1 pseudogene is annotated in these 1,410 nt (G+C 69.7%); it reads right to left on the bottom strand.

Going from position 1 to position 1,410, the window contains the following annotated elements:
* Nucleotides 1-1,410 (bottom strand): annotated as a pseudogene (locus PO605_RS30765) (RHS repeat-associated core domain-containing protein); the annotation flags it as partial.

Here is a 1,410-nt window from a genome sequence, read left to right on the forward strand (position 1 = left end):
GGTGTTCTCGACGGTGTGCTGCCAGACGCTGGCGGCCATGAGGCGTCCGGCCGCATCCCATTCGTAGCGGTGGGTCTGGGCCGGCGCATGGGCTGTGGCGGGCAGCTGGCGTTCGACCAATCTGCCGCCTTCGTCCCAGCGGTAGTGGCTGCTGCTTTGCTGCGCAGCGTTGCCGTCCGTGGCTTCCATGAGCTGGCCTGCCGCATCCCAGCGGTAGCGCTGCAGCCGCTGGTCGAACCCTTCTTCCTGCACGAGCCGGTCCAGCGCGTCCCAGGCAAAGCGGCTTTGCGCACCGTTTTCGTTGACGAGGCGCAGGAGGCGGCCGGCGCTGTCGTATTCGAAGGCCAAGGTGAGGCCCCCGTGCGTTCTCTGGATGAGCCGGCCCCAGAGGTCGTAGCGCAGGTGGATGTGGGTGTCGGCGGCCGGTGCAGCAGGGCTTTGTCCCCCCATGAGAGGGGCGAGCGGGGGCTGGGCCGGTTCGATGCGCGTGAGGTGGCCTGCGCTGTCGTAGTGGTAGCGCTCGATCTGGCCGTTGGGCAGTTCGCTGGCCACGATGCGGCCCTGGCCGTCGCGCTGGTGGCGTTGGCGCTGGCCCAGGGCGTTGCCCACTTCGATGAGTGCACCCCAGCGGTCGTAGTGGTAGTGCGTGCTGTGGCCCGAGCAGTCGGTGTAGCTGAGCAGTTGGCCCGCGTCGCTCCAGGCCAGCTGTTTGCTGCCGCCCTGGGCGTCTTCGATGCGCCGGGGGCTGTCGCAGGTGAGCGGCGCTTCCTGGGGGTCGGAGTAGTGGTAGCGCTCGGTGCTGCCGTCGGCCTGGGTGATCTGGGTGAGACGGCCCCAGGCGTCGTATTGGTAGCCGGTGGTGGCGCCTGCCGGGTCGGTGGAGGTGAGCAGGCGGCCCGTGGCTTCGTCGTGTTCCTGCTGTGTGCTGCGCCCGTCGGGCAGTTGCACGCCGATGAGCCGGCCCTGGCCGTCGCGCCTGAGGTGGACGCTGCGGCCCAGCGGGTCGGTGCGAGAGGCCAGGCGGCCGAAGCTGTCGTAGCTTTGCAGCCAGCGGCTGCCGTCGGCCTTGTAGTGGGCGATGAGGCGCGACAGGCCCGCCGCACCTTCGAAGTAGTAGGTCTCGATGCGATCCAGGCTGTCGCTGACGCGGGTGGCCGCGCGCGGCTGGCCGTCCGGGCCCGGCGGTTGGCTGAGGTAGTCGAAGCGGTAGGACAGCCCTTCCTGGTTGCTGTGCTCGATGACGCGGGCGCCGGGCTGGGCGCTCTCGTAGCGGTAGCGGTGCCAGGGTCCGCTGGCATGGCGGTGGGCGCTGATGCGGTGGTGGTCCCATTCGAATTCGCGCACGAGCTGGCCTGCGCGGTCGTGGACGGTGATGAGATCGCCTGCACTGCTGTAGCCGTAGCGCACGAG

The sequence above is a fragment of the Delftia sp. DT-2 genome, assembly GCF_028401915.1.
Lineage (GTDB): Bacteria > Pseudomonadota > Gammaproteobacteria > Burkholderiales > Burkholderiaceae_C > Comamonas > Comamonas tsuruhatensis.